This is a genomic window from Paenibacillus rhizoryzae, from assembly GCF_059686995.1.
In genome coordinates, this window is record NZ_JCAALT010000004.1 from 200932 (window position 1) to 226587 (window position 25656).

Here is a 25656-nt window from a genome sequence, read left to right on the forward strand (position 1 = left end):
CTTTGTTCGGAAGCATCAAAGGAGGAAATGGTTTATTTGCCTTATTATTTCTTCACTTTACTATTCTGCAAATCGAGAATCGCTTGCAAGTCTCCCATTTTATTGATCGTATCCAGGTAGTTATCCCACTGGTCAAAGCCCATCTCGCCTTTAATAAATTTGACCGCTGATTCTTTGACATACGTGTCGATCGGCGTCATCGTATTCGCTACTTCATCGGTTTCGTCTTTCGACAGCATCACCTTCGGCGCTCTGTCATTCGGCGAGATCGATTCGCTGCCGCCATAGTTATTCGACGCCATATAATAGTTTTCCAATTGCGCCTTGCCGTCGTGGTAGAACAGCACATCCGGAATCGAAGTATAAACGGCGATTCTCTCTTGCGGCGTAAAGACGATGCCAGGACGCGTGCTCATGGATGCGGAAACCCCCATCTTCGCGAGCTGGTCTACGAAGTCCGGAGCGGATTTGAGCGCTGGCAGATACTGCTTTTGTCCGTCCTTCACTTCGTATGATTTGCCTTCGATACCCCACATCAACAGATCGATCATTTGGTCGCTGTATTGATAATCAAGCAGTTTCACGACCTGTTCCGGATGTTTCGTCTTCGCGGAAATGACGAGGCCAGTGCCGTTTCGCAGCCCTTTTCCTTTAGGCTCGCTGTCGTACTTCCACGCTTTACCGTATGTTGGATTATCTGCCGTCATCGCAAGCGTCCATGTTACGCCCGCTTCCTTATTCGCATTGAAATCAGCAACGTAACCAGACCACAGCTGCGGATAAATGAACGTTTTGCCGCTCGTTGCTTTCGGTTTCGCCTGATCGATCTCGTCCGACCAGAAGGCCGGATCAATCAGCTTCTCGGAATAAAGCTTGTTAAGGAACATAAGCCCCTCTTTGTACGCATCTTCAGTCGGTCCGTAAACATACTGCGTGCCATTCCAGTAGATGCCGCTCGACGTATGGTTGGCGTTCAGAATGCCGTCGTAGCCCAAATACTGTTCGCTTTGACCGATCGGATAAGAATCCGGATACAACGCCTTCAGCTGCTTCGCGGCCGCATACATTTCTTCTTGCGTAGCCGGTACTTTGATGTTGTTCTTCTCGAATACATCAAGACGGTAGGCGGCAGCGTATTGGCTTGGCTCTACATCAGAAGGATTCGAATAACCGTCGTAGAAGGCAAACAATTGATTGTTCTCGGTCATCAAGTATTGTTCTTTGTTCTCGGTAGCGTCGACGAAGGTTTTGTAGTTCTCCTCTTGATCGATATATTTGTTCAGGTCAAGGAAAAGACCTTGCTCGCCGTATTTGACAATATTATCATTGCCGAGCACGAGCATAACGTCCGGAATATCGCTGCTTGTCAGCATGATTTGCGTTTTTTCCCTGTACTCGCCCCATGGAATGCGCGTCCACTCGATCGAGACTTTAGTCCCCATGTAGGCTTCGATTTCTTTCTCATATTGCTGCTGGATGAGCGTTCCTGTCGGATCGCCTCCGAAGTGCGGGATCACAACCTTGAGCTTCAATTCTTCGGGTGCGGAAGCTTCGTTCGCAGGTGCGTTCGCTTCGGAATTATTGGATGAAGCGGTATTCCCATCATTCGATTTGCTGCATGCACTTAGAAATACAGTCGAAATAAGCGTAATCAGTATCAGTACTCTCAAGATCGAAAACGATTTTTTCATACTAGATCCCCCTCTAAGTTGAACGAAATGGTTTGGAATGCAAATGCAACTCTCTATCCCTGCCGCAAACCTCGTTGAAACGTTCACCTCCTTTCATGGGGCATGCAACACAATCAGAGATGAAGCTCGTTACCCTTTGATAGAACCTACCATGACGCCCTTGACGAAATACTTTTGCACGAACGGATAGATGCATAGAATCGGAGCCATGGTGATGACGATCGCCGCCATCTGGATGTTTTTCGGATTGATCTGCCGGTTCAGGATCATCTCCTTTACCCGCGAGCTTTGCCCTTCCTGCTGCGTGAAAATGATGGAGCGCAGGAACATTTGCAGCGGATACCGGTTCTCATCCTTCAAATAAATCAGTGCATTAAACCATACATTCCAGTGCGCCACGACAGTGAACAAGGCGAAGGTGGCTAGCAGCGCCTTGGACAGCGGCAAATAGATGCGGAACAGTACGACCAAGTCATTCGCTCCGTCGATATAAGCCGATTCCCGAAGCTCCGATGAAATATTTTGAAAGAATGTCCGAAAAATAATGACGTTATAGGCGCTGATGCAGCCAGGCACGACCATAACCCAGAAGGTATTCAACATATGCAGCTGTTTGATGATCAAGTAGGTCGGTATCATGCCCCCGCTGAAGAACATCGTAATTGCTAGAAATACGGTGATGCTTTTCTTGAGCTGAAATTTCGAAATCGTGAGCGGATATGCCATCAGCGATGTCAGAAACAGCGTCAACAGTGTACCCGCCGCGGCGTAAAGCACCGTATTGCGATAGCTGATGTAGAGCATCGGCTTCTCGAAGATGACGCTATATCCCATCGTGTTAAACCCTCTTGGGAACCATGTTACCTTCCCTAGCGAAATATAATCGGAGTGACTTAAGGAAACCGAAATTACATTGAGCAGCGGGTATACCGTAACAACCACTAGCAACAGCATGAGTCCGATATTAACCGCATCAAAAATACGGGATCCCAAACTTGATTTATATACCATGCGATTCACCTACCATAAGCTCGTTTCCGAGTATTTGCGTGACAGTCGATTCGTAATGAGGACGAATAGGAAGGATACCGCCGATATCATCAATCCGACGGCTGCCGCATACTCGAATCGTCCACCTTCAATCCCTAATCTGTACACATACGTATCGATTACATCAGCCTTCTCGTAAGTACTCGGGTTGTACATGAGCAGCACTTTCATGAAATCGGTACCTAGAATTCCACCTACGGACAAAATGAACAAAATGATAATCGTAGGCATAATAGCCGGAATCGATATATTCCTGATCTTCTGCCACCGGTTCGCTCCGTCGATCGATGCCACGTCATAAAGCGTGGGATCCGCATTGCTGAGAGCGGCTAAGTATAGAATGGTTCCCCATCCAATCCCCTGCCAGATGCCCGAGCCGATGAACAACGTGCGGAAGTATTTCGATTCTGTCATAAAGTTAATTGGCTCTAGGCCGAACAGCCCCGTAATCTGGTTAAACAAGCCATCGAGCGATGTAAACTCTTTGAGCATCCCCACGATAATGACGGTAGATATGAAGTGCGGGAAATATGAGACGGTCTGCACGAACTTCTTTAACGCCGTATGCCTGATCTCATTAAGCAGCAGCGCTAGAATGATAGGTGCCGGAAATCCGAATACGAGTCCGTACGCGCCGAGAATGAGCGTGTTTTTGATCGTTCGCAAGGCCATTGGATTGTCCAGAAATTGCTTAAAGTATTTGTGACCGACCCACTCGCTCCCCCATATTCCCTTTGCCACGTTGTAATCCTTGAATGCTACAAGCACGCCGTACATTGGAAAGTAGGCAAACACCAGCACGATTAAAAAGCCGGGGAGTACCATGAGGTACAAATATTTTTGCTGCATGCATTCACGCAAAAATCGGTTTACTCCGCTTGTGCCGGAACGCGCTTTCATTATGCCCTTCGCAGATGCCGTCTGATTCACGACGCGATTCCTCCTTCTCTATGCTTAGACCCGTTATCGTTCATTTCGAACGTCCGCTGTCTGACCTAACGATAGTAGAAACCGCTTTCAACCGCAATTTAAAAGATGTTAGATCATCATCAAAATGTTAGATTCGGCCATATAACTTTTGTTAGGTACCTTAGGCGAAATAAGCTTCTTGACGCTATCCGTTCTTATCATGTAAGGTGAAACCTACATGCCTGTCCTTTATTCGTCCTAGGAGGAAATCATGATACAACTGTTGAAGTCAATTCCGCGCAAAGCGACGGCTAGCATGAAGAAGAAGACGCTGGTTAGCATTTTCCTGCGCTTTTTTGTGCTGACTGTGCTGCTGATGGTTTCGTCCGCCACGATAGCTGTTTATTCGAACTACCGGATGATCGACGACGCGAAAGAATCGAACCGGAACTATTTGCGCGCTGTCTCCTCGTCGCTTGATGGCTTGTTCAACAAGCTTAAAGACAAAGGCTATAGCATTGCCTCCGATACCGATTTTCTCAATCTGGTTGCCATGACGGACAAATCGCAAAAGAATTATAGCTCCACCTCTTACGAATTGAGCAATAAGCTGTACGATCTGTATATTAGCGATGATGTAGTCGATGATGCCTTTATCTATTTCCAGAACCTTAATACTGTACTGGCCGGTTCCGGATCATACGATCCGACTTTTTATTTCTATCGTCATTATCGCTACAAGGACTACCCGCAAGGCTTCTGGAACAACGCGCCCGAGAGTGGCAGCGATTCTTCCATCTTCCCCGCTACCGACGTAACGACGCAGAGCGGCGAATCCGGAGAGAAACGATATAAGAGCATCGTTCCGCTTCTTCTCAACATCGAAAGCCTTGCTCATGCGCGCAGCTACATGACCATTAATATAGACGAACAAAAAATCTATCGATTGATTGATGACATGAACATTACGAAAAAGGGAGATATTTACCTCGTCGATACGCTTCATAACCGATTTATTAGCACAACAGACCGCAAAAAGCTTGGCGAAACGTTCGATGCGAAGTTACTCCGCTTGAATGTGACCGACGGCAGCACCGAATCGACCGTGAAAATCGGCAGTGAACGGTACATGCTGTCTTTTCAACATTCGACCTGGAGTAATCTTGGATTCCTGATCGTGACTCCGGAGCACATGCTGACCGGCCCAACGAACCATTTTCTATATTGGACCATCGGTGTAATGGTCTTGTTCATGCTGATCGGGACGTTCATTTCGGCCGTATTCACGCGGGGCATCTATTCGCCGCTGGCAGAGATTGTCATTCAGATGAAACGCTTTGCAATGTCCCCTTTCGAGCATGGCGTATCAGAATACGATTATATAAAAGAAAATATGACGTCATTGCAGCAGTTTCATCAGGAAAGCATGCCCTCGCTCCTGCAAATCTTGCTTTACCGTGCGCTGAATCAGCAGATTGATCAGGCAGACATCGACCGCCTGCAGCAGAAATACGATTTTTTTCGGGGCGGGGACTTCTTCGCCCTTGCGGTCGTCAGAGTCGGCTTCTCCGCTTGGAGCGAGCGGTCGCCTGCAGATTTGAGACGGCGTTTAGCCGACTTCAACAAACCTGCGCTTGATATTTCAGAGCATGAGAGCGTTCTCTTCTTACAGGAACATAACGCGGAGGACATCCATGCGAGTGTCCAGCGGTTAGGCAATTTATTCGCGGCATTCCTAGAGGATCATCGTGATAGCGTAAATCTAGCTGTAGGCATCAGCCCGATATTTCATCAATTAGAGCAAACCTCGAAGGCCTATAAAGAAGCTTGTGCTGTCTTGGATTTGCGAAGCGTGAACAAAGATGGCGTCCTATTTACGGATGCGGATGAATCCCGAGGCGGCAGAGCTAGCGCTTATCTCGCGGCAGACAAGAAAGAATTGCTATACAAGCATTTGGATCACGGAAATGTGGAAGGCGCCGCTCATTTGTTGGAACAGCTGCTTGGGGAGGCGCACAATCAGGACATGCCGTTTAAATCGTTCAAACAGCTGGCGAGCGATCTGCTCTATCTTGCGGTCGAGATCGTCTATGTTCGCGGCATAGACGATCAATCTTTATTTGACATGACGCCGACGAAGTCATCCCTTACATCGGCACCGTTCAAGATCACCGGATCATGGAGTCCTTATGCCGAGATATCTATCGCGCGCTATCCGTTCATATCCAGAACCAGCTCCAATCGTCGAAGGCGATTAATGGGATGCTGGATTATATTGCGCAGCATTTAACGGAGGCCAATTTGACGATGATTGCCGATCGTTTCAACATGAATGCCAACTATGTTTCGCAATATTTCAAGAAGCAGCTAGGCGTTACGTTTACCGACCACATTAATGGGCTAAGAATCGATAAAGCGAAGGAACTCTTGGTTGGCTCGGCGCTTACGGTAAATGACATCGGCAAGCAGGTTGGCTTCAATAATGCGAACGCCTTTATTCGCATGTTCAAGAAGCTCGAAGCCGTGACGCCTAACGAGTACCGCAAGGGCAACCAAGCGCTGCATCAACAAGCAGCAGCAGAGAGGTGATGAGATATATGCTGTACAGACATCGAACCATCATCCTAGTATCCTTTCTGACCGCGGTACTTCTGCTTGCAGCTGCTTGTCTGTTCGTCTTATTCGATAAGAAGGCTGAAGGCAAGCAAGCTGAGCCGCCGATCGTAATTAAAGCGGCCGTCCCTTCCTTCGCCAGGGAACGGAATACAATGATTGACCTCGAGTACGAGCGGCTTACGCAGTTGAAGTTCGATTGGATTCAGTTTCCGGTGAACGATTATATGAAACGCATCAAGCAGCTGCTGGCCTCGTCCGGAGAGAAACCGGATATCTTCATCATCGATAAAGATATGGTGCAGCGATTCGGTCCGCAAGGGATGCTGCTCGATCTGCAGCCCTACTTAGATCGGATGCCTAATTTGCAGCACTGGATAAGCAAGTACCCGGAAATCTATCGCAGCATCGTTACCGAGGATGGTAAGTTGTATGGGATTGACGGTTTCAACACGTACGGGCAAATGCCGGTCGGCTATATGCTGCGTGCGGATATCTTCTATCGCAACGGGATGCTGCTGCCGAAGACGTTCGATGAGTTATACGATTCGCTCAAGCAGCTCAAGCACATATATCCGGATTCGAAGCCGATTTCGAATCGCTGGGGGCCGAACCGGCTCTTGGAAAGCTTCTTCATGGCCTATCACACGCACGGCGGAATTTACTTTAATAACGAAGAGTTGGTTTATAAGTTCGGCCCTGTGGAGACCAACTACAAGAAGGCGGTCGAGCTTGCCAGGAAGTTTTACGAGGCGAAGCTGATTGATCCCGATTTTGCAACGGCCGCGGAGTCGCAGTATTTCGAGAACATTACATCCGGCAAAACATTCGCTATATTTAACGATTATTTTATTGAGATGGATGGATGGCAGGAGAAAGGCAAAAAACAAGATTCCATGTTTAACCTGAAAGCAGTCCTCCCTTTCGTTACCGATACCGGCCTTCAAGCACTCGAGAAAGTTCAGTATCCGAATACGCAGGGAACGTGGGTCATCGCGATCAACGCCAAATCCAAACATATCGACGAATTAATCCGCTTGCTTGATGCGCAATATTCGGATGCAATGATGGAGCTGACCAATTGGGGGATCGAAGGAGATACGTTTGTCTGGGCTAACGGGGAGCGTACGTATACGTCCAAGGTTCAAACGAAAATGAACCCGACGGGGACAGTAACACCGGAGCAGCTAGGCGTCGACGGTCGATCGGGTATATGGGCTCCCTATGACCAAGACGCTGAATATAAGAGACGTTGGGGAGCATTGGGGCTCGAAGCGCAGCAGTCCTATAACGAAAACGCAAGCCAGATCGGTTTCTTCGATGGGCCGGCTGTTCCGTTTAAGCAGGATGAGCTAAACACGATTACGAAGATTATGACCCCGCTAGACAAATTTATAACGGTGAAGCTGATCAAGTTCGTCACGGGCGAGCTGAACATGGATAGCGACTGGAACTCATTTCAAGAAGAGCTTGGCAGAATGGGCTACCAGCGCGTGTTGAACATGTACCGCGAGAAGTTCGCAAAGCTGCCGGAAGATCAGAAAAAGCTGAATAAGACCATTAGGTAACTAAAAGAACCCGAACAATTTCCCACGTTCGGGTTCTTTCCATCTAGGAAAGTTCCCCGATGAAGGAAGCCATCGGGAACTTATCCATTTTTCTTTCGTTTTACCTTACACGGTATTCATCAAAGAACATCGGCAAAATAGTCGTTGATGCACCTGGCATTTCAGGCAGCACGTAGAATCCTTCCTTGACGGTAGCCGGCTCTTCAAAGATGTGACGAATCCAAGGGATATACTCCAGCATTATCGCATTCTGAGTGGAGGCAACGAGATGCTGATGGATTTGACCCATATCCCCGACATGCGGACAGATCGGTACATCGTAAGATGCAGCCAGTCCCGCAACCTGCAGCCACTCGGTAATGCCGGCTACGCGCGTCACATCTACCTGGCAGTATTCTACGGCACCTTGATGAATATAATCGCGGAAGGCGTATTTGTTATAAACATGCTCGCCAAGCGCAATCGGTACGTTCAGTTCATCGGCCAACTTCTTATGACCCATGATATCGTCCGGATTGAGCGGCTCCTCGAGCCAGAACAGATCGAATTCTTCAAGCTTCTTGCCCCACGTCATCGCTGTATTGATGTTCCATTGTTGGTTGACGTCGATCATAAATATAATATCGTCACCGATTAACTTGCGAACCGCTTTACAGCGGTCGTAATCTTCGCGCGGATCCTGCTTTCCGACCTTAATTTTGACACCCGTAAAGCCCGACTCGACGATCGCTGCCACATCCTTCAGCAGGCGCTCTTTCGACCAATTGAGCCATCCGCCGTTCGTGTTGTACGCTTTAATCGGCTTGGACTTCGCTCCGCCAAGCAGTTGCCAGAGCGGCTTATTCGATGCTTTTGCCATAATGTCCCACAGTGCAATGTCCACCGCCGCGAGTGCCATGTGCGTAACTCCAGCTCTGCCAATCCAGTGCATTTTACCAAAGCGCATCTCGTCCCACAGCTCTTTTACCATATACGGATCTTTACCGATTAATAGAGGTTTGTAATACTTTTCAATTGTATCGGCGATCATATCGTCGCCATGGGCACAAGTTCCCGTATATCCATAACCGATAAAGCCTTCATCCGTATAGATGCGGACACCAGCTAAGCCCCAATGCGTCGCGACGTTAATGGCATCAGTAATCGGAGGTGTGATCGGTACGTGCAGGACAAACGTTTCTACATTCGTAATTTTCATTTGTAACCGCTCCATTCATTGGATATGAAAGTATGAAACTATTAGTAACCGAGTGACACTCCCCCATCTACTGGAAGAGCTACGCCCGTAATGAAACCGGATTGAGGAGTGGACCTCCCCGGGTCACGATAGCCGTTTTCCCCACTAACTCGTCTAATCGCCCCACAATAATTAATCATTAATCATGTATGATTTATTTCAAAAAAAAAAAATTATAGGAAGAAGTTTCTCGTACGTATATGCGAGTTTTTCAAATGCTGAAGAAGGTGGTTTGCTGCACCATCAAAATCGCGGGACACCAAAGCATTGACGACAAGCATGTGCTCCGCCCACTCTTCTTCAATGACTTGAAGCTCCATCTCTTTATGGATAAACGATAAATATCTATGTATGCGCTCGATATACATGTTGATTAGATTTTTTAGCGTTTCGTTATCGCAGAATTGCAAAAGTAAACCGTGAAGGTTCCGATTCATTTCCGCAATCCGCTTAAGCTTCTCTTCTTTTTCCGTTGGCTTGTTATTAGACCATTCTTCCATGTCCCGGACGATATCTCTAATTCTGTTGTCGGGGATGAGAGGTGCTGCTTTAGATAGAGCAAGCGTTTCCAGGTTCATTCGAATTTCAAAAATTTCATCCAACTCTTGCAGCGTCATCTCAGTTGCGTACATGCCTTTGAAAGGTACCATGTGAACTAATCCTTCAGCTGTTAATCGGGACAGCGCTTCTCGAATTGGGATATTACTGACCTCCAGCTCGCGAGCCAATTGATCAATATTGATCTTCTCGCCAGGAGGGATTTCGTGATTCATAATCTGTCTCTTGAGCAAAGCATAGATCTCATCGGTAAGCACATATCGGCTTAAACCCTTTTTCACAGTGATCACCGGCCCTTTAATATATCATACACGATTTATTATAGAAGAGGATTGGTCGTAAGACAAGATCAAATCATACAACAACACCTTCAGCTGAATCGAGCTTGTAGAAACTAGAGGCTACCCTTAAGAGTAAGTGATGGACTTATCGCTGCTGATTCTCCTAAACAATCGAATTCAATATTATATTCATTTACTGTTTACTTGGAGTTACTCAAACCTTCCAGTGGTCAGCAATCATAACCATCAGCTATTTATTTAGCTTCCTCTTTACATCTTTAGTCTAGGTCGAGGCATTCCATCGTTTCAGGTACCTTTGTTCAAGACAATTTTGACATCGTATTTTAATGGTCAGGCTACTGAACCAAAGAGACCTTTTCGGAAGTCTCTTTTTAGTGATCAGCTATTCGTTCAGCATCTCTTATAAATACGACGATTTCATTAGTAAGATATTCGTATGAAGCAACCCACTCGTTAGAAATTAAAAGCTCGCTTAACGCCTCATTGCTTACTAGCCCCTTCCGATTCATACTAATCAATTGATGCAGGGCTAGCTTGTCCCATCCGATACAATCTCTTGCTGCGATTCCAAGCTCATGGCACCGACTCTTCTTCCTTTCCTTTTCAGAATCGTGCTTGTCTTGTAGACTGAGGAAGTGCAGGAGTAACTCATCTAGAAGAGCCATGCTGGATTCGCTGATCTGTCGTTCTCTCAGCTCAAGAATTTTATCCGATATGTCCAAAATGGCTTTATCATGCTCACTTAACTTGCCGGGGATGAATGGTTTGACTGTAGAAGCAGGAATCTCCCATCTGCTTTTTCTTCCCTTGTTTCTGCGCTTCCCATGCAGGGTGCCCGCTGCCAACCACTGATAAATAATGCGCTTATCCTTATTTAGCATAATTGCGACTTCTTCCACAGTGAACATAAGCTCATAGGTCATATCATCCGCCTCCTCAGCTGTGAAACTATCAATTAATTTCATAGCTATGTTCCGATAGAGGAAGATATGACAGAAAATAAAAGACTGCAGCACTCAGCTAGACAAAAGTCTGGGCGCCAGAATTCAAAGCCTCGTCACAATTCATGTGAAAATAATCACATAGATCGGATATAATAAGCGTGTAACCACCACATGACATCAAAATGAGAGAAGGGATTCTATTGGCCGGTCATCCGCAAAACCCGAAGAACAGCAGCCGTGTAGCCAAACAAGAGAAACGCCTTATCCTGCTTTGCATCATCGTTGCGGTCATTATGCTGCTATCTCTGTCTCGCTATTTGTTTAAATAAATCGTAACCACGCACTACAAATCAAGCACTTGGGAGGGATTACATATGCTGCTTAGCAGTTACGATCCGGTCATGTACAGCCGAATGCTCACGGGACTCACGCTTGCTTTCCATATTATTTTCGCGACGATTGGTGTAGGGGTCCCGCTTATGATTGCGCTCGCGGAGTGGATCGGGATCAAACGCAATGATGAGCATTACTTGCTGATGGCGCGCAGATGGGCACGGGGCTTCGTCATTACGGTGGCGGTTGGGGTTGTGACGGGGACTGCGATTGGGTTGCAGCTCAGTCTGCTGTGGCCAACCTTTATGAAGGTAGCGGGGCAGTCGATTGCATTGCCGCTCTTCATGGAGACGTTCGCGTTCTTCTTCGAAGCTATTTTCCTCGGCATTTATCTGTACACTTGGGACCGATTCAAAAGCAAGATGACACACTTCTGGCTGCTCGTTCCTGTCGTCATCGGGTCGTCCGCTTCGGCCTTCTTCATTACGGTCGTCAACGCATTCATGAATGCACCGGCCGGCATCACCGTGAAAGACGGCAAAATCACAGACATTTCACCATTCGGCGCAATGCTGAGCCCGGCAATGCCGACCAAAGTCTCGCACGTACTCGTTACGGCTTACCTTACTTGCGCGTTCGTTCTTGCTGCAATATCCGCTTGGTCGCTGCTTAAGGGCCGCAATCATGTGTATTATAAGAAAGCGCTCAAGCTAACAATGGTTTCCGCCTTTATTTTCTTAATCTCAAGCGCAATCATTGGCGATTTGTCCGGCAAGTATTTGGCTAAGTATCAGCCGGAGAAGCTCGCGGCAATGGAGTGGCATTTCGACACGGCAACCGAAGCACCGCTTGTGCTCGGCGGGATATTGACGGGCGACAATGAAATCAAATACGGGCTCAAAATCCCGTTTGCGCTTAGTATTCTCGCCCATGGACTACCTAATGCGGAAGTAACCGGTCTAAATGACATCCCGGAGGACGAACATCCGCCGCTCTATATTCATTACCTGTTCGATTTGAAAATGGGCTTCGTCGCGTTGATGGTCCTGGTTGCCTCAGCCTTCATGCTCACCTTATGGCGCAAGCGCGAACTCGCCTTCAGCAATAAATGGATTCTCCGCGGCATCATACTTGCTGCTCCGCTGGCGATGATGACCATTGAGCATGGTTGGATTTTCTCGGAGGTTGGCCGTCAGCCTTGGATTCTTCGAGGCATTATGCGCACATCGGAAGGCGCAACCGTATCCGATCATGTGGATACGATGTTATGGGTATTTGCACTGCTATACATTGTACTGGGCTTCTCGGCAGTAACCGTCTTGATCCGTATGTTCCGCAGTAACTCGGCTGAACAAGAAATCGAGGCGAAAGGCATCAAAGGAGGCGACGCGGAATGAGCTACGAAGTACTCGGCATAACCGTACTCTGGATCTTCCTATTCGGTTACTTAATTGTCGCTTCGATCGATTTTGGCGCAGGCTTCTTCAGTTACTACAGCACGATTACAGGCAAGCGCCATGTCATCAACAAGATAATTGAACGATATCTCTCTCCGGTCTGGGAGGTCACGAACGTTTTTCTCGTCTTCTTCTTCGTTGGGATGGTCGGGTTCTTCCCGGATACGGCTTATTATTACGGTACCGCCCTGCTGGTTCCGGGCAGTGTCGCAGTAATCCTGCTCGCCATTCGGGGCTCGTATTACGCTTTCAACACCTATGGCACGAACAAGAACAACCGATTCTACATGCTGCTCTACGGTGCAAGCGGCCTGCTTATTCCCGCTTCCTTGTCAACCGTAATGACGATTTCGGAAGGCGGCTACATTGAGGTCAGTGACTCCGGGCAAGTCAGCTTCCTTTTCAGTAAACTTTTCCACAGCACGTACTCGTGGACTGTAGTGCTCCTAGCGCTTGTCAGTGTGCTCTACATTTCGGCCATGTTTCTGAGCTATTATGCAGACCGTGCGAATGACCGAGGCGCCTTCGAGGTCGTGCGCAAATACGCGCTCGCTTGGAGTGCACCTACAATTCTAAGCAGCCTGCTCGTATTCTTCGCCATTCGCGGCCATAACGCGGAGCATTACCAGCGGATGACGGAGCACGCGTGGATGTTCGTGGTGTCCTTCGCCTGCTTCCTGGTCGCGGTCTATCATGTGTGGACGCGCAAACGTCTTGGACTATCCTTCGTCTTCGTCATGCTGCAGTTCGGCTTTGCCTTCTTCGGCTATGGCGCAGCTCACTTACCGTACATTCTGTATCCGTATTTAACGATTCACGATAATTTCACAAGCGAGCCAATGGCCATTGCGCTCATTTCCGTCTTCATTCTCGGGCTGCTGCTGCTGATTCCGTCGCTTTACCTGCTCATGCGATTATTCTTGTTTGATACCAAATACGTACAGGGTAAGCGCGGCAAATAACCCTTCTGGAGGAGCTGAACCGAAATGGAGCAATTTCTGATCTTCGTTGCACCGCTGCTAGTTGTGGCATTGTCTGTGGGATATCTGTTCTGGTGGGGGGCGCGGAAGCCGAAGCCGAAACGTTAATTTTGTCATAAGAAGCGGCATAATCGCACACGCTAAATGGGGACGATCCCGATCCAGCGATCACACTCATTGATAAAGGAGCATTCACCGACTATGACATCTTCGAAGAACCGCCGAGAGAACGCATGGAAAAGTCGAAAGCAGAACCAGAAGCCTCATGGCGAGATCAAATCGCTCGCCGAACTTTCTGATGAAGGCACCTCCGGCGTAGCCGGCTATGAGAATGCCCGCAATAACGGCGACTAGTCCGTAATAAAGAAAGCCACCTAAACCACAAACTTCTGTGGTTTAGGTGGCTTCTTCTGTTGAGCTATAGCTTATCCCGCCGCCGCACCTGCAGCAGCTTCAACTCGCGCCAGATAAGCCGCGCTTAGATACGTTTGCTCGAAATGCTGAATCGAGAGCGGCCTGCTGTGCCAATAGCCTTGCATAGCCGTGCAGCCCAGCTGGCAGAGGCGTTCGGATTGCTGCTCCGTTTCCACCCCTTCAGCCAACACCTGCAGCTTCAGACTGCGCGCCATCGCAATAATGGCCTCGACGATCGCGGTATCCTCGCCAGCACCGGTAACATCCTGTACGAAGGATTTATCGATCTTGAGCGTATCGATCGGAAACCGTCTCAGATAACATAAGGACGAATAGCCCGTACCAAAGTCATCAATGGAGATGGAAACCCCGAGCTGCTTGAGCTCATGGAACTTGCTGATGATGGCAATGTTATTTTGCATCGCCATACTCTCCGTAATTTCCACCACTAAATATTTGGCGTCCAAACCGGTTTGTCCCAATACACGAACGATCATGTCTACAATTTGATCTTGATTAAACTGGATGACGGAGAAATTGACAGCCACCGGAATTTTAGGGAGTCCGGCATCATGCCATTCTTTCATTTGTTTGCAGGCCATGCGCAGAATCCATTCACCAAGCACAATAATATGACCGGTGCTCTCAGCCACCGGGATGAATTCACAGGGCGACACCGGTCCCAGCACCGGATGCTCCCAGCGGGCAAGCGTTTCGACGCCAATCAACTGCCCTTCCTCCGCATTAAACATCGGTTGATAAACAAGATGGAACGCCTGCTCTTCGATCGCAGCGGGCAGTGCCTGCTCGATGTTCATACGGCGCGCCTGACAATGGTTCATGGACCATTCGAAGAATTGGAACTGATTCTTTCCTTTCTCCTTCGCCGCATACATCGCCGTATCCGCATTCTGAAGCAGCATCTCAAGCGTATCGCCATCCTCCGGATATATCGCAATACCAATACTCGATGTGATGAAAATCTCCTGGTTATCCACTTGAAACGGCTCAGCCACTCGTCTTATCAGCGTTTCCGCCATGACCTCCAGCTGTGCGCGGTCGCAGTCCTGGATGATCGCCACAAACTCGTCCCCGCTTAAACGCGCAACCATGCGGTTGTCACCGATCGACTCACTGAGCATCATCGCAAAATGCTGCAGCAGCCGATCTCCCATCAAATGCCCCATCGTATCATTAATCAGCTTGAAGCGATCCAAATCGAGAAACATGAGTGCCGCCTGCTGCCCTCTTGCGCTCACAACCTGAAGCAATTCGGGATAATACAGGTTGAACCAATTCCGGTTCGGCAGCCCGGTCAGCATGTCATAATAAGCCAGCTGCCTGATCGTGTTCTCGTAACGTTTCTTATCCGTAATATCCCACGCGATCGTTTGAATCAAGGCTTGTCCGGCAAAATGAACCAGAATCGACTTCGCTTCGATATCGATCATCGTGCCATTGAGCTTATGCATCTTCAGCTCAATAGGATCGCCTTTCGCTGAGCCGGCTTGAATGTGCTCCAGCCACTGCGAAGCTGCTGCAAGACATTCCGGATGAACGAGTTCCAGAAACCCTCTCCCGATCAAGCCATCCTGCTCGGCACCGAACGTACGCAGCGCCGCTTCGTTTACGAAGGAGATAACACCTTGATAATGAACCAGAATCGGCTCCGGAGAGAAATCGACCAGCTTCCGATAACGCTCCTCGCTCTCGCGCAGCGCTTCTTCTACAAGCCGGCGCTCCGATAAATCACGCAAATACATTGTATAGATCGGGAACTTCTCTTTCCGAATGCGCGTAACGATAATTTCCACGGGAAACGCAGCCTGATTACCTCGCGACAGGATCGTCTCGACCCTTGTCCCGAGCACGGTCTTATCCCCGCTGCATAGCATCCAGTTCACGGATGTCTTATCCCGGGGCAACTCAGGCATGAGCAGTTCAACGATAAGCCTGCCGATAACCTCGCTGCGCGGATAGCCGAAGAGGTGCTCCGCTGCCGGATTAAATTCAAATATGGTTCCTTTATGATCAAACATAATGACGCAATCGATAGCCGACTCTAATATAGAACCCTTAAGCGACATTTGCTCCGATAACTTCTTATCGACACTCATCGAACTGATTAAGCTCACCGCCATAATCACGATCGTACCGAATGCTACATAAATCGCCATTTCGATAAAATCCATCGCCTGCGCATCGGACATACGACTAAGCATATGTACGGGCATCGACATTTTGGCTGCCGTCATACCTGTATAATGCATGCCTGTAACGGCAATGCCCATGATGAAGCCGCTTAGCCAGTAGTGATTATTTCTGCGGAAGGAGAAAATCAATGCGACAATGGATGCCATCACTGCGATAAGGATCGAGAGCGAGAATAGATACGGATTATAAGTAACCGTAAGTCCCGCTAAGGCGTACATGCCTATGTAATGCATTCCGGTGATTGCAAGTCCCATAATAGTACCGCCTACAATCAGCCTTAGCCTTCCGCTGCCCGAATGGCTGGCAATTCCAAAACCGACAAATGCGCCGACGATAGACACACCAATCGATACTAAAACCGTCACAAAATCATAGGTCACGCCGGTGGGCAGGTGAAAAGCGAGCATCGCGATAAAATGCATCGACCAGATCCCAATCCCCATGACGACTGCTCCGCCGAACAGCCATCCTCTCTTCTTCCAGCCCTCGGACAACAGCACATGTCTCGCTAAATTCAACGCCGTATACGAAGCGAACAACGCAATAATAAACGACAGACATACCAAGAACCAGTTGTAGCTTCCTTCGATATGATTATGCACCATTTCGATACCCCCCAGGGAGTGTTACTTGAAACGTCGTGCCCTCTCCCATTTTGCTGGAAATTGAAATTGCTCCGCCATGACTGGAAATGATTTTGTTGCTGATCATAAGTCCAAGGCCTGTTCCCTGATCCTTGGTCGTAAAGAACGGTCTGCCTACCTGATCGAGCATTTCTTGAGGAATCCCACAGCCGTTATCTGCAATCGAGGTCATGATCTGGTTGCCGACCTGCGCTACGGAAATTCGAATATCGCCGCCTTCCGTTGCTTCGATCGCATTCTTGATGAGATTGATGAATACCTGTTTGATCTGACTCTCATCGCAATAGATAAGCAGCTCCTGCTCCGAGAATTGCAGCTCGATGTTCACATCTTTCAGAATGGCCTGTGATTCCAGCAGCGTATAAACACCAGCCAGAAGCTCACATAGATTGGCGGCTTGAAACCGGCTGATTTGCGGCTTCGCAAGCAGAAGCAGCTCGTTGATGATGCCTTCCATTCGAACGACTTCGGAACTAATAATGGCTACATACTCCATTTTGTTCATGCCGTTTTGAAATAGCTTCATAAATCCTTTAATCGCCGTGAGCGGATTTCGAATCTCATGTGCAATCCCAGCCGCAAGCTGACCTGCCATCGAAAGCTTCTCCGATTCCACGATAAACGACTCTTGCGCCTTGCGCTGCGTCAGATCGGTAAAGTTAATGACGACACCGGCTTGCTCGCCTTTACCCTGCATCGGCGTAATATGATATTCCACCGGAAATGTCGACCCATTCTTGCGACGGAACAAATCATCCGCTATATATTCAGGATTGCCCGTGCGTGTAACCTTCTCGATGGGATCCCATTCCTCGCCCTCCGTCTGTAAAGCCCGCAGTCCAATCTTTCGCCCAAGTACATCAGAAGCCTCGAACCCGGTTAAATGGACAGCCGCTTGATTCCAAAAGATGACTTTGCCCCGCTCATCCACCCGGTAAATGCCCTCTGCCACGGAATCCAAGATGTGCGAATACGCTTCATTCATCCGTTTAAGACGTTCTTCGCTCTGCTTCAAGCGGCTGTCGATCATCATGATGACGATCGAATACATGCAGATTACGGATACAATCAAACTAATGCTAATGGCAAGAAAGAATTGATTTTGGGATAAGGCCACCGATTCGCCTGCACGCAGTGAAGTGGTGCCATGCATCATTGGCATATTGCTATAATGAAGAAATTCAACAGCTGCGGAAAGGAGTATAGCGTGGACTAACTGCCGCTTACGGCTTAGTTTGCGGAAGCGATGCTGACTTGTGAATACGAAACCCAGCACAACGGCCAGAACGATGATGGATAGGAAACCTGTAGTTGATTCGTAGTGGAGCGTCGCATGGGCTTTGATTGCTTTCATCCCAATATAGTGCATCGTTACGATGCCGCCCGTCTGAACCAAACTGCCTAGAACGAGCAGGCTCGTCCGTTGTCGCTGCGCAGCACGTTCAAACAAGATTAGCGCTAGCGCTGACAAGGTGATTAGCACACCCATGGAGAGAAACACATAACCGAAATGGTACATCACTTTAACCGGGAATGGATAGGCCAGCAGGGCCACAAAGTGCATGGACCACACCCCAATACCAAATACAAAGGCGGCACTCATAAGCCAGAAGAAAGTCGTGTGCCCGGCTGCATGTATACGCCGATAGAGATGAAAGAGGATTAAAGAAGAGCTGAATACGAGTACAAATGATATGGCGACGAGTGCGCTGGATGCCATGCCAACCTTCCTCCGGTTCATTGACTTAGCATGCTATATGCAAATTGGCAATAAAAAAACCACCCGAATAGGATGGATGACATCTACTCGGCAACCTTGTCTACCTTAGAATCACAATCACAATGAGTGATCCCTTAGGCCACGGCTTTGCGTCCCATCGTTTCCAAATGGTTTGCCTTTAACTTAGGTATTTAGTTGTAAAATTCTTCTAATCGCTGGATTTAATTCTCATTATAAGTTTTTTCACGGAACTGTACAGAGCGAAATACGTAGAAGTTTAGCTGATTTTGTCGAAACGACAAAATATATGTAACATCATTAATTGAATAAAAAAAGCCGAGGATGACAACGCCATCCCCGGGCTCCCTTGTTTGTAATTCTACTCGAAGTATACAGCCTTGCCCGTACGGGAAGACTCGTAGATCGCTTCAAGAATTTCGGAAACCACAAGCGCTTGCTCTGGTTTAACGAACGTTTCTTTGTCGTTTTTAACGGCATCGATCCACATGCTTGCTTCAAGAACTTCTGCAGTTTCGCTCGCGCCTTCATAGAAAGCAACGCCGCCGCTGTTAAGTTCTACTTTGTTTACATAAAGGCGGCTGTTGTGCTCGCCATTGAAACGAAGACCGTCTTTCATGTCAGCGCCTGCTTTAGTACCGCTGAGGGAAACTTTAGCCTCATCGACTTCAAGCGAGTTAAGCGCCCAGCTGGACTCAAGGATTACAGTTGCACCGTTCTCCATTGTGATCATAGCGAAAGCGGAATCTTCAACTGTGAATTGTTTTGGATCCCATGGGCCCCAAGCATTCGCAGCGTTTTCGTTTTGGGACAGCTTGTGGTAAGCGCGGCCAAGAACGACTTTCGGCTTGTAGTTGTCCATCATCCACAATACAAGGTCAAGCGCGTGAGTACCGATATCGATAAGCGGTCCGCCGCCTTGTTTCTCTTCATCCAAGAATACGCCCCATGTCGGAACAGCACGACGACGGATTGCATGTGCTTTAGCGAAGTAAATTTCGCCAAGCTCGCCTGCATCGCAAGCTTCTTTCAGGTAACGGCTGTCTGCACGGTAACGGTTGTTGTAGCCGATGCTGAGTTTTTTGCCGGTACGTTTTGCAACTTCAAGCATTTTGCGAGCGTCAGCAGCTGTTTTAGCCATTGGCTTCTCGCAAAGCACGTGTTTGCCAGCTTCCAATGCGTCGATGGAGATGACCGCATGGGAATCGTTAGGCGTACAAACGTGAATCACGTCGATCGACGCGTCTTGAAGCAGTAGTTTATAGTCAGAATATACTTTTGCCTCTTCAGTGCCGTATTTCGCTTTTGCTTGTTCAGCCTTCTCAACAATGATATCGCAGAAAGCAACGATTTCAGCGTCTTTGACTTGGGCCAAACTTGGGAGATGTTTACCGTTGGCGATACCGCCGCAGCCAATAATGCCTACACGTACTTTTGACATTTTAAATTTCTACCTCCATGAGCCTCGAAATGATATAATTTGTAGTATGCGTGTCAGCTAGATAGAGAGACACAACTGACTACAGTATAGACGAACTTGTCCACTAAAATATAGGCGCTATATAGGTATGGTTTTATGTGATTTTGTTATTGAAGGGATGGTACCGTGGAATTTTACAATGAGAAGGTCGTTTACGAGAACCCGCTGCTCTCCATAAAAGTGTTTCAATCCCTGCGGAATAACGATCTGTTTATCAATTGGCACTATCATCGCGAAATCGAATTGCTGCTTGTCATCACCGGCGAGCTTGACGTAAATATCGAAGATGAGTGCATAAAACTACAAACGGGCGACATCGCATTGATCGGCGCAAGGCAGCTTCATCGCGATCGCAGCTTAAGCAGCCCCTTGAATTATATCGTTTTGCAGTTTGATTTGGAGCAATTCATCGATCAAAGCTCGATGCCGTATATGCGATTTTTCTCCGAGACGAAGAATCCGCTCAGCCGGGCGAATTATATTTTTCAAGAGAATGAATCCACAAGGGCAGAGGCGTCGGAATGTATCCGCGGCATTCTGCAGGAAGTCACGACGAAGCAAAGCGGATATGAGCTAGCCGTCAGCATGTACATAAAGAAGCTGCTCCTCCTTCTGATTCGGGGCGATTCCAGGAAAGTGCTTGCTGATCATGATGACTTTGACCGCGCTCGCCTCAGAGGGGTCATCGACTACGTGGAAGAACATCTAACCGACCGCATTCAGGTAGAAGAAGTATCGAAGCTAGCCAATATGAGTTACTACTACTTTGTTAAGTTTTTTAAGAAGGCGATCGGGATGTCCTTCACGGAGTATGTGAACTATCGCAAGATCAAATGGGCCGAGCGTATTCTGCTCACGAAGGACCTAAGCGTGTCCGAGGTCGGCGATCGGATCGGCATGCCGAATATGGCCCATTTCTATAAAATGTTTAAGAAATATAATGATTGCTCGCCAAAACAATTCCAGAAGAAAATGCTGGAGTGGAACCGCGCCTAATCTTCCGTGGAATGGCGGGGCATCAGCCAATCCGCTGGAAGGATTGTTTCATGAAGGTCAGACTGGCCGGCAATTCTTCGTCTAGTCGCTGAAGGCTGCATTCTGCGGAGATCCCGCCTTTGTAGCCTGCAGCCGTTAGCTGCGCGGCAAATTCCGCATATGGATATTTCCCGGTTCCCGGTGATAATCTGCCCGTATCTGCGATGTGGATATGCGCAAGCCAGTCCTTATGTGCGGTCAATGTATCCAGCGCTTCGCTTTCCTCATCCATGTGGTAGAAGTCAGCCAGCACCCGAATGGAAGAATGATTAATTTGTTTCGCGAAATGAACAGCCTCCGCCACAGAGCCAATCAAATTGGTCTCTTTCTTGTTCAGCGGTTCAATAGCCAGCGTTACGCCGCTGCCCGTAAATTCCTCCGAAATCCAGCTAAGTAAAGTGAGCAGCTGGTCCTCCGCCCGATTACGTTCCCATCCATCCGGTATGTCACGCGCTCTCCCGCTTCCAAGCACGGAAATTTTCGAACCGATTTGATTCATCGCCTTCGCGGCGCGGCACAGATATCGCCGAATCCGCTCGGGTTCTACATCGGGACCAACGACCTTAATATCACCGGGGAAAAACAAGTTAAACGCATAGACAGGCAGCGGACTCTCCTTATAAACAGGCAGCAATTCTTGATGCAAGACTTCGTTCTCCAGCTGCAGGGCGGACAGAGGACACTCGATGTAATCAAACCCGTATTTGTGAAGAAGCGCTGCGTCCTCGATCCCTCTGCACCAACCGTAAGCAACCATTCGATCAAACACCTCCATTAGTTTCTAAAGTGATTTTACCATCATTTGCTTCGGAAATTGGATGTAGCGGACAAAAAAAAAGTTCACCTTATTTAGGTGAACCTAGCTTCTTCGGCATAACCAGCTTATAGCCAACGCCGCGTATGGATTCAATTTCGACCGATTGCTGACCCAGCTCCAATTTCTTGCGCAAGGAGCTGACATGTACGTCTACCGTTCGCTGTCCGCCGAAATAATCGAAGCCCCATACGACATTCATAAGATCATCGCGGGTTACGACAACGCCTGGACGTTGAACTAGATAGAGCAGTACCTCGAATTCCTTCGGCCTTAGCGGTACGGTCTCTCCATTAAGGACAACCTCATACCGTTCCGGATAAATCGATAAATCGCCGGCCGTAATCACTTTGTCCGTAGACTCCGTTAGCTTGCCGTCATCTTGACCGGTTCGGCGAAGAACCGCAGATACGCGTGCAAGAAGCTCAGCCACGCCAAATGGCTTGGTCATATAGTCATCGGCGCCGCGCTTAAGACCTTGTACAACTTCTTCCTCCGCATTGCGGGCTGTCAGGACGATAACCGGCGTACGGTTGCCGCTCTGCCGCAAGCGAGATAAAATCTCGAAACCGTTCATGCCGGGCAGCATGATATCTAGAATAATAAGATCAAATGCGCGCTGCAAAGCAACCTGCAAGCCTTCCGCACCATGATCGATGACAGTCGTATCATAACCCTCTTGCGACAGGTTATACGAGAGTAATCTGGCTAACGTCGGCTCATCCTCAATGACCAACACTTTCTGTGACATGTTGACCCCCTGGCTTCCACGCATGCCGCTGTTCATAATCGGCATGGTAACTCGTTCTACTTTCATAACCATGATAGCATTGTTCAGAGGAAGGGGAAACCCCAATTACTGGTTCGCTGCTATTGTAGGACCGGCAGCTCAATCGTAAACGTCGAACCGCTGCCTACTCGGCTCTCGACGGAGATCGTTCCTTTGTGTAGTTCTACAAGATGTTTCACGATGGATAAGCCCAGCCCCGTTCCGCCTGAACTGCGGGATCTAGCTTTATCTACGCGATAGAAACGCTCGAAAATGCGCGGCAGATCTTTCTTCGGAATACCAATGCCAGTATCGGATATGTGAATGCGTACGGATTCGTAATTCTCTCCGCCAACCGGCTCGACGACGATAGAAACACTACCGCCTTCCGGCGTGTAGTTAATTCCGTTGGAGAGCAAGTTCATGATGATTTGGCGCAGGCGATCTTCATCCGCCTCGACATAAACATCCCGATCCGCCTTATAAGATAACCGGATTTGCTTCTGCAGCCCTTCCGCGCGCATCAGTTCAACCGTCTTCTCTACGAAAGACGCCAGCTCGATCGGCGAGAATTGCAGCGGTACGCGGCGTGATTCAATCTTGGACAATTCCAAGATATCGCCGATAAGCCGGTTCAAGCGATCGCTCTCGTCATAGATGATCTGCAAGAAGGAACGCGCTGTTTCCGGATCATCCACGGCGCCGCCAAGCAGCGTTTCCGCGAAACCTTTTACAGCCGTAATCGGCGTCTTCAGCTCATGGGACACATTCGCAACGAACTCGCTGCGCATCCGCTCCAGTCTGCGAATGGCCGTCACATCTTGAAGGACAAGCAGCACACCGCCGAAAGAATCGTCATCTTCGAAGATTGGCACAAGGTTAAGATCAAGCAGCCGCTCCTCCGGATAATAGAAGGTGACCTCTTCGCGCAGATGCTCTTTGCGCTCGATCGCCTCTTGAATAATTTGCGACAGCTCATACTGCTGCTTGGCCACTGTGAAATGATGTCCGACCAGCTCGCGCACCGAGAACCCTAGCACTTCCTCGGCCCGCCGATTCAGCAGCACAATATGCCCGCTGGCATCGATCATGACAACGCCGCTGATCATGTTATCCAGAACGCTTGCCAATTGGCTCTCGTTCTGATGTATTCGCGTCATCTGCACCTGCAGCGAATCTGCCATCGCGTTGATGGCCAGGCCAAGCTCGCCGATTTCGTCGTTGCGCTTCACATGAACGCGCGCGCGATAATCCAAGCTCTTAATCCGTTTTGCGACGCGAGTAATCTGCTCTAGCGGACGCGTTAATCCGAGTGCAACACGGTAGCTGATGAGCGCGGCAGCGAGAAACAGAATGAGCAGCCCCAGTACGAGGGTTATCCATATTCGCTGTACACTCTCGTCCACCTTCTGCAAGCTGAGCGCCATCCGGATAATGTCCGAATTCGGATCATTCGGATGAACAAGCATCGCGACATAAAGCAAATTCTCATTAATCGTGTCGCTGTAACGCGTTGTTCGGCCAATGCCGTCCTTCTTGGCCTCTATCACTTCTTCTCGCTTCAGATGGTTGTCCATCGTTTGCGGATCATGATCGGAATCGCCAAGCACGACACCGTCGCCGCGAATGAAGGTGATCCGAGTATCCGTGATCTCCTTTAGCCGTTTTGCGTTGCTGGTGTAATAGTTGAAGACCGACGCAGGCTCCCCATTTCGCCAATCCATTTGATCAAGAATAATCTTCATTTCGCGCACCATATTATCTTGCAGCGCATCCAGATGATTTTCCTTATACGTCTTGCCCATAAATAAACCGGCAGCCAGAACGGCAAGTCCGATCATACCGATCAGAATCATCGTCAGTCGCACGCGAAAGCTGTTCATCTCATCCTACCTCCAAGCCGGGTTGCTCCATGCACCATCCATCGTACCTTGTTCTCAGCCGCCTGCGCCAGCACTGCGATTGTTAAGTTTTTGTAAAACATAATGATGCAGCGTTGCAAGAGGCTGTTGAATCAAAATCGACAGCACAACCGGGACAGCGGCCAGAGGGCTGAAATAACCCATTGCGAGCACTACGCCAAGCGAGATGTTCCGCATGCCGGTCGCATAGGAGACCGTAACTTGGACCTCGCGGCTCCGGTAATGCGCCGTACCGAAATAACCAATTGCATAACAGAGACCCACCATGACTAGAGCCGCTGGCACGACCTTCAAGAGATCGCCGCGAAGCGCTTCTGTGGAAGGGGCAATGGCTGCTGCATTCAGCATGACAACTGCTGTGAAACATAGCTTGGATAAGGGCGGTGCATACGGCTGAACTGCTTTCTGAATGCGTCCCTTGGACCATTCGTGCAACGCGACGCCAATGATCGTAGGCGCCACAATAAGGAGCAGCAGATCGCCCATCATGGCTAACGTATTCGTCTCAACATCGGTACGAAATAGCAGATGAATGCCGGTTGGTACCACGATGGGACTCAGTGCCGAATCAATGACAACCATGGCCAGCATAAGCGGCACGCTTCCTGCCGACATGCCGACCCATAGCACGGTTGAAATCCCAAGCGGGATGATGGTGAATAGGACAAGCCCCACGACGTACGGGGAATCCGGTCCGAACAGCATATACCCAAGTGCGTACGCCACTAGAGGCGACAGGACATGCGCGAGCAGGAATGTCCAAATCATTACGCCAGGCCGGTTTAATACGGCTCGCAGCTGCTGCAGCCCGCATCCGATCGCCATCGTTAAGGTGACGAAGGCGAAGCAATACGGAACGGCATGCACGTATTTGTGCAGGTGCGAAGAAAAAAAGAATCCCAGGATAAGTGATCCAGGGATAATAAGAAACATCCATTGCTCATACCTTCGATTGAAGGCGAGTCCGAAGCTGCGCGTACCGCA

22 protein-coding genes and 1 riboswitch are annotated in these 25656 nt (G+C 48.8%); of the genes, 9 read left to right on the forward strand and 13 right to left on the reverse strand.

Translation table 11 applies throughout. From position 1 onward, the window contains the following. Nucleotides 1-44 precede the first annotated feature (44 nt). The 3 genes from AC6ESO_RS13505 to AC6ESO_RS13515 form a co-directional block, all read right to left on the reverse strand. The gene (locus AC6ESO_RS13505) at nt 45-1691 is read right to left on the reverse strand and encodes an extracellular solute-binding protein (RefSeq protein WP_497091788.1); all 1647 of its coding nucleotides are present in this window, start codon (nt 1689-1691) and stop codon (nt 45-47) included. Nucleotides 1692-1820: 129 nt separating this feature from the next. Further along, a complete protein-coding gene (locus AC6ESO_RS13510; protein ID WP_497091789.1) occupies nt 1821-2702 on the reverse strand; it encodes a carbohydrate ABC transporter permease in 882 nt (293 codons plus the stop codon). Between the two features lie 9 nt (nt 2703-2711). Then, on the reverse strand, nt 2712-3641 hold the full coding sequence (locus tag AC6ESO_RS13515) for an ABC transporter permease (RefSeq protein ID WP_497092140.1): 930 nt from the start codon (nt 3639-3641) through the stop codon (nt 2712-2714). Nucleotides 3642-3921: 280 nt separating this feature from the next. Between AC6ESO_RS13515 and AC6ESO_RS13520 the strand changes: the two genes are divergently transcribed. The 3 genes from AC6ESO_RS13520 to AC6ESO_RS13530 are packed head-to-tail and all read left to right on the forward strand — an operon-like array spanning nt 3922 to nt 7831. Continuing rightward, nucleotides 3922-5940: a PDC sensor domain-containing protein gene (locus AC6ESO_RS13520; RefSeq protein WP_497091790.1), complete on the forward strand. Its 2019-nt coding sequence runs from the start codon at nt 3922-3924 to the stop codon at nt 5938-5940. Beyond that, a complete protein-coding gene (locus tag AC6ESO_RS13525) occupies nt 5913-6239 on the forward strand; it encodes a helix-turn-helix domain-containing protein (protein ID WP_497091791.1) in 327 nt (108 codons plus the stop codon). Before AC6ESO_RS13520 ends, AC6ESO_RS13525 begins: the two co-directional genes overlap by 28 nt. A gap of 8 nt (nt 6240-6247) precedes the next feature. Continuing rightward, nucleotides 6248-7831, forward strand: coding sequence for an extracellular solute-binding protein (locus AC6ESO_RS13530; RefSeq protein WP_497091792.1), 1584 nt, complete (start codon nt 6248-6250; stop codon nt 7829-7831). 100 nt (nt 7832-7931) lie between these two features. Here AC6ESO_RS13530 and AC6ESO_RS13535 read toward each other — a convergent pair whose 3' ends face one another. The 3 genes from AC6ESO_RS13535 to AC6ESO_RS13545 form a co-directional block, all read right to left on the reverse strand. Then, nucleotides 7932-9029: a mandelate racemase/muconate lactonizing enzyme family protein gene (locus AC6ESO_RS13535; protein ID WP_475783351.1), complete on the reverse strand. Its 1098-nt coding sequence runs from the start codon at nt 9027-9029 to the stop codon at nt 7932-7934. A gap of 212 nt (nt 9030-9241) precedes the next feature. Then, nucleotides 9242-9907, reverse strand: coding sequence for a GntR family transcriptional regulator (locus AC6ESO_RS13540; RefSeq protein WP_497091793.1), 666 nt, complete (start codon nt 9905-9907; stop codon nt 9242-9244). A 392-nt stretch (nt 9908-10299) separates the two neighbouring features. After that, nucleotides 10300-10851 carry a hypothetical protein gene (locus AC6ESO_RS13545; RefSeq protein ID WP_497091794.1) on the reverse strand — a complete coding sequence of 184 codons (552 nt, stop codon included), beginning with the start codon at nt 10849-10851 and terminating at the stop codon, nt 10300-10302. 221 nt (nt 10852-11072) lie between these two features. On the opposite strand from AC6ESO_RS13545, the gene AC6ESO_RS13550 reads away from it, so the two are divergent. From AC6ESO_RS13550 to AC6ESO_RS13570, 5 genes are all read left to right on the forward strand, one after another. Further along, nucleotides 11073-11201 carry a hypothetical protein gene (locus AC6ESO_RS13550; protein ID WP_497091795.1) on the forward strand — a complete coding sequence of 43 codons (129 nt, stop codon included), beginning with the start codon at nt 11073-11075 and terminating at the stop codon, nt 11199-11201. Nucleotides 11202-11246: 45 nt separating this feature from the next. Further along, nucleotides 11247-12602 (forward strand): cytochrome ubiquinol oxidase subunit I, encoded by a 1356-nt coding sequence (locus tag AC6ESO_RS13555; RefSeq protein ID WP_497091796.1) that lies wholly within the window; start codon nt 11247-11249, stop codon nt 12600-12602. Next, on the forward strand, nt 12599-13624 hold the full coding sequence (locus AC6ESO_RS13560) for a cytochrome d ubiquinol oxidase subunit II (protein ID WP_497091797.1): 1026 nt from the start codon (nt 12599-12601) through the stop codon (nt 13622-13624). Before AC6ESO_RS13555 ends, AC6ESO_RS13560 begins: the two co-directional genes overlap by 4 nt. 24 nt (nt 13625-13648) lie before the next feature. Then, nucleotides 13649-13750, forward strand: a complete 102-nt coding sequence (cydS, locus tag AC6ESO_RS13565; protein ID WP_497091798.1) for a cytochrome bd oxidase small subunit CydS family protein — start codon at nt 13649-13651, stop codon at nt 13748-13750. 93 nt (nt 13751-13843) lie between these two features. Next, nucleotides 13844-13996, forward strand: coding sequence for a DUF6254 family protein (locus tag AC6ESO_RS13570; RefSeq protein ID WP_497091799.1), 153 nt, complete (start codon nt 13844-13846; stop codon nt 13994-13996). Nucleotides 13997-14067: 71 nt separating this feature from the next. Here the strand turns inward: AC6ESO_RS13570 and AC6ESO_RS13575 are convergent, their stop codons facing one another. The 3 genes from AC6ESO_RS13575 to AC6ESO_RS13585 form a co-directional block, all read right to left on the reverse strand. Continuing rightward, the gene (locus AC6ESO_RS13575; protein ID WP_497091800.1) at nt 14068-16875 is read right to left on the reverse strand and encodes a bifunctional diguanylate cyclase/phosphodiesterase; all 2808 of its coding nucleotides are present in this window, start codon (nt 16873-16875) and stop codon (nt 14068-14070) included. Next, nucleotides 16865-18634 carry an ATP-binding protein gene (locus AC6ESO_RS13580; RefSeq protein ID WP_497091801.1) on the reverse strand — a complete coding sequence of 590 codons (1770 nt, stop codon included), beginning with the start codon at nt 18632-18634 and terminating at the stop codon, nt 16865-16867. The genes AC6ESO_RS13575 and AC6ESO_RS13580 overlap by 11 nt, the downstream gene beginning before the upstream one ends. 86 nt (nt 18635-18720) lie before the next feature. Continuing rightward, a riboswitch (cyclic di-GMP riboswitch) is annotated at nt 18721-18821 on the reverse strand. A gap of 192 nt (nt 18822-19013) precedes the next feature. Then, nucleotides 19014-20093, reverse strand: coding sequence for a Gfo/Idh/MocA family protein (locus AC6ESO_RS13585; protein ID WP_210655585.1), 1080 nt, complete (start codon nt 20091-20093; stop codon nt 19014-19016). 165 nt (nt 20094-20258) lie between these two features. On the opposite strand from AC6ESO_RS13585, the gene AC6ESO_RS13590 reads away from it, so the two are divergent. Beyond that, nucleotides 20259-21128 carry a helix-turn-helix domain-containing protein gene (locus AC6ESO_RS13590; protein WP_494820555.1) on the forward strand — a complete coding sequence of 290 codons (870 nt, stop codon included), beginning with the start codon at nt 20259-20261 and terminating at the stop codon, nt 21126-21128. A gap of 22 nt (nt 21129-21150) precedes the next feature. Here AC6ESO_RS13590 and AC6ESO_RS13595 read toward each other — a convergent pair whose 3' ends face one another. The 4 genes from AC6ESO_RS13595 to AC6ESO_RS13610 form a co-directional block, all read right to left on the reverse strand. Then, nucleotides 21151-21924, reverse strand: a complete 774-nt coding sequence (locus AC6ESO_RS13595; RefSeq protein ID WP_497091802.1) for a sugar phosphate isomerase/epimerase family protein — start codon at nt 21922-21924, stop codon at nt 21151-21153. An 88-nt stretch (nt 21925-22012) separates the two neighbouring features. Further along, a complete protein-coding gene (locus AC6ESO_RS13600) occupies nt 22013-22732 on the reverse strand; it encodes a response regulator (RefSeq protein ID WP_494820557.1) in 720 nt (239 codons plus the stop codon). 119 nt (nt 22733-22851) lie between these two features. After that, complete coding sequence (pnpS, locus tag AC6ESO_RS13605; RefSeq protein ID WP_497091803.1) at nt 22852-24633, reverse strand: two-component system histidine kinase PnpS; 1782 nt, start codon at nt 24631-24633, stop codon at nt 22852-22854. Between the two features lie 54 nt (nt 24634-24687). Next, nucleotides 24688-25605, reverse strand: coding sequence for a bile acid:sodium symporter family protein (locus AC6ESO_RS13610; RefSeq protein ID WP_497091804.1), 918 nt, complete (start codon nt 25603-25605; stop codon nt 24688-24690). Between the last annotated feature and the right edge of the window lie 51 nt (nt 25606-25656).

Excerpts from the sequence above, each read along its gene's own strand:
- AC6ESO_RS13505 (WP_497091788.1), bottom strand. The coding sequence starts at position 1,691 with ATGAAAAAATCGTTTTCGATCTTGAGAGTACTGATACTGATTACGCTT.
- AC6ESO_RS13510 (WP_497091789.1), bottom strand. The coding sequence starts at position 2,702 with ATGGTATATAAATCAAGTTTGGGATCCCGTATTTTTGATGCGGTTAAT.
- AC6ESO_RS13515 (WP_497092140.1), bottom strand. The coding sequence starts at position 3,641 with ATGAAAGCGCGTTCCGGCACAAGCGGAGTAAACCGATTTTTGCGTGAA.
- AC6ESO_RS13520 (WP_497091790.1), top strand. The coding sequence starts at position 3,922 with ATGATACAACTGTTGAAGTCAATTCCGCGCAAAGCGACGGCTAGCATG.
- AC6ESO_RS13525 (WP_497091791.1), top strand. The coding sequence starts at position 5,913 with ATGCTGGATTATATTGCGCAGCATTTAACGGAGGCCAATTTGACGATG.
- AC6ESO_RS13530 (WP_497091792.1), top strand. The coding sequence starts at position 6,248 with ATGCTGTACAGACATCGAACCATCATCCTAGTATCCTTTCTGACCGCG.
- AC6ESO_RS13535 (WP_475783351.1), bottom strand. The coding sequence starts at position 9,029 with ATGAAAATTACGAATGTAGAAACGTTTGTCCTGCACGTACCGATCACA.
- AC6ESO_RS13545 (WP_497091794.1), bottom strand. The coding sequence starts at position 10,851 with ATGACCTATGAGCTTATGTTCACTGTGGAAGAAGTCGCAATTATGCTA.
- AC6ESO_RS13555 (WP_497091796.1), top strand. The coding sequence starts at position 11,247 with ATGCTGCTTAGCAGTTACGATCCGGTCATGTACAGCCGAATGCTCACG.
- AC6ESO_RS13560 (WP_497091797.1), top strand. The coding sequence starts at position 12,599 with ATGAGCTACGAAGTACTCGGCATAACCGTACTCTGGATCTTCCTATTC.
- cydS (WP_497091798.1), top strand. The coding sequence starts at position 13,649 with ATGGAGCAATTTCTGATCTTCGTTGCACCGCTGCTAGTTGTGGCATTG.
- AC6ESO_RS13570 (WP_497091799.1), top strand. The coding sequence starts at position 13,844 with ATGACATCTTCGAAGAACCGCCGAGAGAACGCATGGAAAAGTCGAAAG.
- AC6ESO_RS13575 (WP_497091800.1), bottom strand. The coding sequence starts at position 16,875 with ATGGTGCATAATCATATCGAAGGAAGCTACAACTGGTTCTTGGTATGT.
- AC6ESO_RS13580 (WP_497091801.1), bottom strand. The coding sequence starts at position 18,634 with ATGGCATCCAGCGCACTCGTCGCCATATCATTTGTACTCGTATTCAGC.
- AC6ESO_RS13585 (WP_210655585.1), bottom strand. The coding sequence starts at position 20,093 with ATGTCAAAAGTACGTGTAGGCATTATTGGCTGCGGCGGTATCGCCAAC.
- AC6ESO_RS13595 (WP_497091802.1), bottom strand. The coding sequence starts at position 21,924 with ATGGTTGCTTACGGTTGGTGCAGAGGGATCGAGGACGCAGCGCTTCTT.
- AC6ESO_RS13600 (WP_494820557.1), bottom strand. The coding sequence starts at position 22,732 with ATGTCACAGAAAGTGTTGGTCATTGAGGATGAGCCGACGTTAGCCAGA.
- pnpS (WP_497091803.1), bottom strand. The coding sequence starts at position 24,633 with ATGAACAGCTTTCGCGTGCGACTGACGATGATTCTGATCGGTATGATC.
- AC6ESO_RS13610 (WP_497091804.1), bottom strand. The coding sequence starts at position 25,605 with ATGTTTCTTATTATCCCTGGATCACTTATCCTGGGATTCTTTTTTTCT.